Below are 6,000 nucleotides of genomic sequence, written 5' to 3' on the forward strand. Positions count from 1 at the left end.
TCACCCGGTGGGAGCCGAGGTGTGGGTGGTGGAACCCCTGGTCAATGGTTCGCGGAGTGTTCGGTGCGGGGTCAAGTGAATACCATTGCCAATTAGCGCTCGGATTCATCGGTCATCTCTCAGGGGTCCTGCTTGACGATTCGTCAAATGCCATCTCGGAGAACGCAAAGCACGAATCCGCGAGATCCCTTGTTCCGGTTCGCTGACCTGTGCAAAGGTGTGCCCTGTCGGCGCACGGACAATAAGCATTCCGCTGTGCGTACGAGGTCTCTCCCGTTCACTCCCAGGCTTCATAAGGGCTGTTCCCGGGAGGTGTTGGGGGTACCGAATCCCGTACAAGTGGATCTCGTCGCTTTGTCGACGAATCCCCATACCGCCCGGTATGGACCTGAAGTCGCATGCCTCGAGAGGAATGCAGCCGTGAATGACGCCGGTCTGTCGAATTCCCCCACATCGGTCAGCCAGTTCGAGGTCACGGACGAGCAACTGAGTGCCGAACTGAAGAAGTGGACCGGGGCGACACCCGCGCTGCAACCTGTCGGTGAACTCCTCGACCGGCACTGGGAGGCGGCCTTCGCGTACGCCAGGCTGTGCACGTACGACGCCCGCGCCGCGGGCATGCTCACCACCGCGGCCTTCACCCGGCTGTTCGGCGAGACCCTGCGCCAGACCGGACCCTCCGCGGCATGGCGGCCCCAACTGCTGGTCACCATGCGGCGGATCGCCGCGGAATGGGACACCGAGCGCGGCCGCGAACTCCTCCACCCCGACCTGCGGTCCCGGCCCGGCGAGGGAGACCGGGTGGCCGCCCGGCTGCTGCCGCCCGCGAACCGGCGGCTGCTGTCCGGCGCCTTCCAGCGGCTGCCCCAGTCGGCCCGCTGCCTGCTGTGGCACGCGGACGTCGAGTCGGAGCCGGTGGCGATACCCGCCGCGCTGCTGGGATTCGAGGAGGAGGACGCCCGGGTCGAACTGCGCCGGGCCCGCGAGCGGCTGCGCGAGGAGTGCCTCCAGGTCCACCGCGAACTCGCGCCCGAGCAGGAGTGCCGGCGCTATCAGCGGATGCTCGACGTCACCTACCGGCGCGGCGGGATGGACGTCGACCCCGACCTCGCCGCCCACCTCGCCGGGTGCAAGCACTGCCGCCACACCGCCGACCAGCTGGGCCAGTTCAACCAGGGACTCGGCCTCGCACTCGCCGAGGCGGTGCTCGGCTGGGGTGCCCGCGCCTACGTCGAGTCGCGGTTCGTCCACGACGACGGCACGGCCGCCGAGGCGGAGGGCGAGCGCCCGGCGATGGCCGGCGAGCCCTTCATCACCGTCCCGACCGCGACCGGCGCCGGGCCGCGCACCGGCACCCGCAGGGCTTCGCGTCGCTCCGCCCACAAGGCCGCCCGCCGGGCCGCCGCCCGCAGACGCAACCTGACCGCCGCCGTCCTGACGGTGAGCGGTCTGATCGTCCTGCCGCTGGTCGTGTGGTCCTCACTCGACTCCAACGACGGACACACCACCTCCGAGGCGGGCCAGCCCGCCGACTCGCCCGGCACCGGCAAGAGCACCGAGGGCAACCCGTCCTGGGTCGGCACGGGCGCGAACGCCGGCGGCTCGATGCAGGGACGGCTGCACAACGTCGACTCCGGGCTGTGCGTCACCGTCGTCGGCAAGAAGGCGGTCAAGGGCGCCGAGGCCGAACTCGCGCCCTGCTCCACGGCGGCGGTCCAGCAGTGGTCGTACGAGACCGACGGACGGCTGCGCAGCGGCGACGATCCGGGCCTGTGCCTGGACTCCCACCTCGGCTACGAGGTGCAGCTCGCCCCCTGCACGGGCGTGGACGCGAAGGACGCCAAGGACATCCGCTACGACTTCACCCTGCAGGGCACCCTGGTGCCGCGCTGGGACCAGGACCTGGCGCTGACCGCCGCGGCCACCGACGGGTCCGGCGCCCTGGTCCTGAAGACCCGCGACGACAGCACCGCCCAGCGCTGGGTCTTCGACACCTCGAAGGCCGACCTCCAGATGGAGGTGGTCAACTGGGACGCCGCGAGCGACCGCACGCCCACACCCACGGCCTCGCCCACCCCCAAGGCGGCCAAGCCGTCCCCCACGCCGACGCCGTCCGCGACCCCGACGACCGCCCAGCCGACGCCGACACCCTCGCAGACGACCACGAACCCCATCGACCAGTACTGCTACTACAACCCGTACGCCTGCTACGGCGGAGGTGGAGGCGGTGGCTACGGCGGTGGTGGCAACGGTGGCGGTGGCGGTGGTGGCGGCCACCACTGACCGGTTCGGTGCTCAGCCCCCGACCACCTGGAGCGACAGCCACAGCGCTGCCACGGCCGACAGGAGCGACGCCGGTACGGCGAGCAGCCCGAGCCGGGTGAACTCCCCGAGGGCCACGTCCTCGTCGTGGCGGTGCACGATGCGCCGCCACAGCAGGGTCGCCAGCGATCCCGCGTAGGTCAGGTTCGGGCCGATGTTCACCCCGAGCAGCACCGCGAGGACCGCTCCCGGTCCGGCCGCGGCGGTGAGCGGCAGCAGGACGAGGACCGCGGGCAGGTTGTTGATGAGGTTCGCCAGTACGGCGGCCAGTACGGCGATGCCGAGCAGCGCGAGCAGGCCCGAGCCCTTGGGCAGCACATGGTCGAGGGCGTCGGCGAGTCCGTTGTCGACCACCGCGCGCACCACGACACCGAGGGCGAGCACGAAGGCCAGGAAGGCCGGGGACGAGGCGCGCAGGACCGCCAGCGGGGTCTCCCGCCGCCGTACCAGCGCGCGGACGGCCAGTACCAGCGCTCCCGCGAACGCGGCCCAGGCGGGCTCGATGCCGACCGCGGAGGTCACGACGAACCCGGCGAGCGTGCAGCCCACGGTGATCAGCGCGAACAGCGGCAGCTCCGGCTCCTCGCCGGGCTCGGAGGGCAGCTCGGACAGGGACAGCTCCTCGGCGAAGAACCGCCGGAAGATCAGATACTCCGCGCCGATCGCGGCCACCCACGGCAGCGCCATCAGCGCCGCGAACCGGGTGAAGCTCAGCCCGCTCGTCTCGAACGCCAGCAGGTTGGTGAGGTTGGACACCGGCAGCAGCAGGGAGGCCGTGTTCGACAGGTGGGCGCACGCGTAGAGGTGCGGCTTGGCGCGGACGCCCGCCCTGGCGGCGGTGGCGAACACCACCGGCGTCAGCAGCACCACGGTGGCGTCCAGGCTCAGCACGGCCGTGATCACCGAGGCGAGCAGGAACACCGCGGCCAGCAGCCGCCCGGGCGAGCCCGCGGACCGGCGGGCCATCCACGCCCCGCACGCCTGGAACAACCCCTCGACATCGCACAGATGGGCCAGCACCAGTACGGCCGCGAGAAAGCCCACCACCGGCCCGAGCCGCTGGATCTCGTCCAGGGCGTGCGCCGGCGAGATCGCGCCGGCGACGATCACCAGCCCCGCGGCGGGCACAGCCACCACGGCCTCGGGCAGCCCTTTGGGCCGCAACACCGCGAAGGCGAGCACGGCGACCAGCAGGGCCACGGACAGGGATTCGGCCAGCGGGGTGTTCAGAGCGGGGTCCTAGCGGTGGGGCGGAGCGGGAACGTCCATGAAAACAGCCGGAAGTAAGAAGTCCGCACGCCACCCCAGGCGGTTCACGCGCCGGAACCCGGGCTGAGCACCGTCAGGAAGGACGAGGACGAGTTCCCGGAGACGGGCACCGGGCCTCCGGTCCAGTTCACCTTGAGCGGGTCCTTCTCGTCCGGCGGGGTGACGACCAGCGTCGCCGGAGTCGCCGCCTTGGCGCCGCTGACCTCCGGGTTCGAGAACGTCAGCCCGGCCCACGCGCTCTGGCCCGGGTCCAGCGTGACCGTCTCCGGCGTGCCCGAGGAGCGCTTGGGGTCGGGGCCCAGCTGCTTGCCCGAGGAGTCGGCGAACGCGGCGCCCGGATAGCCGCGGACCGTGCAGGTGTGGGAGGCGGTGTTGGTCAGCACGATCGGGAAGTTCTCCTGACCGGCCCCGGGGTCGTTCTTCCCGACGCTCGCGCGCAGCTGGGAGGTGTGGCAACGGGTGCTGACACTGCCGGACGCCGACACGCCCTCCGAGGGGGTGGTGCCGGTACCGGAGGAGGAGCCGGTGTCCGAGGAGGAACCGGACTGCGTGGCGTTCGGCGACTCGGCGGGGGAGTCGGAGCCGGAACCGTCGGTGGCCGGTCCCGCCGTGCCCGACAGGGTGCTCGGCGAACTCGCGGTGCCGTTCTCGCTGCCGCACGCCGTCAGCAGACCCAGTACGGCGACCGCGCTCGCGAGCAGGGCGGCCCGGCGGCGGGCGGGAGAGTTCTTCGCCATCTTCCTCAACACTCCTGGTGTCTCCTCGCACACGACCAGGCGTGTGCGTACGGGCGCTGTGTGCCCCGTCATGTATGTCCGATGCGCGAGCGGACGAAAAAGTTCGGACGAGTTCCGGCGGGATCCGTACGAGTCCCCGCCAGGTGATCCGTGTGCGTCCCCGGCACCCGATCCGTGTCAGTCCCCGATACGTACGGACGCCAGGACGTGGTCGACCGACGGGGTCGCGCTCTTTTGCCGGATCTGTACGTAGACCTGGGGCTCGGCCGCGCCGGAGGCGGGCGCGAGCGCCGCTTCGGTGAGGGAGCCCTCGCTGCCCGGGCAGTCGCTCCAGGTGCGGAGCGTGCCGTGCCAGCGCGCGCCCTCGTAGGTCCGTGAGCCGTCGTAGGAGCAACCCGTGTGGGTGAGCGCGGCCACCGCCTTCGGGAGGTCGCCGTGCTCGCTCAGGCCGACGAACACGCCGTTCACCCCGGCCTTCAGGTCCGGCCACGCCGTCAGGTCGTCGGCGACCGCGAAGCCCGGCTCGTGCCCGGTGGGCAGTCCGAGTGCCTTCGGATCCCACCCCGAGTCGCGCAACTGGCGGTCCCAGGAGCGCGGGACCTCCGCCGTGACCCGGCCGGTCGTGTCCGCGACCCGGACGTCCTGTCCGTCCGAGGTCCCGCCGTCCCGGTCGACCAGCGCCAGCGCGGTGCCCGTGGCCGCGAGCACGGCGACGGCCACGACGAGCGTCAGGACCGTCCTGCGGCGCGGGCGGGCCCTGCGCACGGGCGAGGCGAGCCGCTCCAGCTCCTCCGCGAACGCCAGGGCCTCCGGCCACCGCCGCTCCCGGTCCGGCTCCAGGGCACGCAGCAGGGCCCGCTGGACATCCGGGTCCAGATCCGGGCGCAGCCGGTCGGGACGGACGACGTGCCCGGGTTCGCCCGGCAACGTGCCGGTGATCAAGTGGTAGCCGACCGCGCCCAGGCTGTAGACGTCCGCCCGGGTGTCGATGCCCATACCGGGTTGGGCCTGCTCGGGCGGCCGGTAGCCGGCCGACCCGGCGGCCAGCGTGAGCCCGGACGCCTGCGCCAGGCTCTTGGCGAGACCGAGGTCGGCCAGCAGCACCCGCGGGCTGCCGCCGGGGGAGGAGCGCAGCAGTACGTTGCTCGGCTTGATGTCCCGGTGCACGATCCCCGCCTCGTGCAGGGCCGCCGCGCCCCGGGCGGCAAGCGCCGTCAGCCGCAACGCGTCGGACACCGGCAGCGGGCCGCCGGTGAGCAGATCGGCGAGGGTGCCGCCGTCGGCGTACTCCATGACGAAGTACGGCCTGCCGTCCGGCAGTTCACCGATGTCGTAGACCTGCACCACTCGGTTGGAGCCGGCCCGGCGCAGCATCCGGGCCTCTTCCAGGAACCGTTCGCGGACGTCGAGCCGATGGCTCCAGTTGTCGGCGAGGACCTTGACCGCGACCGGCGCTTCGAGCTCGTCGTCCCAGGCGAGCCAGACCGTGCCGAAGGCGCCCGTGCCCAGGCGCCGCTCAAGGCGGTAGCGGCCGATCCGCTCGACGAAATGCATGCGACTATCATGCCTGGTCGTGGACCGACCCCGAGCACAGCACCTGGTACCGCCGACCGAGGACCTAGCCCGCGCCGCGGCCGCGGGCGACCCGGCGGCGCTGGACTCCCTGCTCACC

General features: G+C 72.1%; 4 protein-coding genes. 1 reads left to right on the forward strand and 3 read right to left on the reverse strand.

Annotated features, from left to right (window positions below):
• The first annotated feature begins 420 nt into the window (after positions 1-420).
• The gene (locus tag ACWDR3_RS09915) at positions 421-2,283 is read left to right on the forward strand and encodes an RICIN domain-containing protein (RefSeq protein ID WP_450351961.1); all 1,863 of its coding nucleotides are present in this window, start codon (positions 421-423) and stop codon (positions 2,281-2,283) included.
• Between the two features lie 12 nt (positions 2,284-2,295).
• Here the strand turns inward: ACWDR3_RS09915 and ACWDR3_RS09920 are convergent, their stop codons facing one another.
• From ACWDR3_RS09920 to ACWDR3_RS09930, 3 genes are all read right to left on the reverse strand, one after another.
• A complete protein-coding gene (locus ACWDR3_RS09920) occupies positions 2,296-3,552 on the reverse strand; it encodes an arsenic transporter (RefSeq protein ID WP_450351967.1) in 1,257 nt (418 codons plus the stop codon).
• 83 nt (positions 3,553-3,635) lie between these two features.
• Complete coding sequence (locus ACWDR3_RS09925; protein WP_450351962.1) at positions 3,636-4,328, reverse strand: DUF4232 domain-containing protein; 693 nt, start codon at positions 4,326-4,328, stop codon at positions 3,636-3,638.
• A 177-nt stretch (positions 4,329-4,505) separates the two neighbouring features.
• A complete protein-coding gene (locus ACWDR3_RS09930; RefSeq protein ID WP_450351963.1) occupies positions 4,506-5,882 on the reverse strand; it encodes a serine/threonine-protein kinase in 1,377 nt (458 codons plus the stop codon).
• Positions 5,883-6,000: the final 118 nt, after the last annotated feature.

The organism is Streptomyces sp. NPDC001002, from assembly GCF_053599215.1.

What these genes read in the sequence shown, in the direction of transcription:
- ACWDR3_RS09925 (WP_450351962.1), bottom strand. Translation starts at nt 4,328, where the DNA reads ATGGCGAAGAACTCTCCCGCCCGCCGCCGGGCCGCCCTGCTCGCGAGC.
- ACWDR3_RS09930 (WP_450351963.1), bottom strand. Translation starts at nt 5,882, where the DNA reads ATGCATTTCGTCGAGCGGATCGGCCGCTACCGCCTTGAGCGGCGCCTG.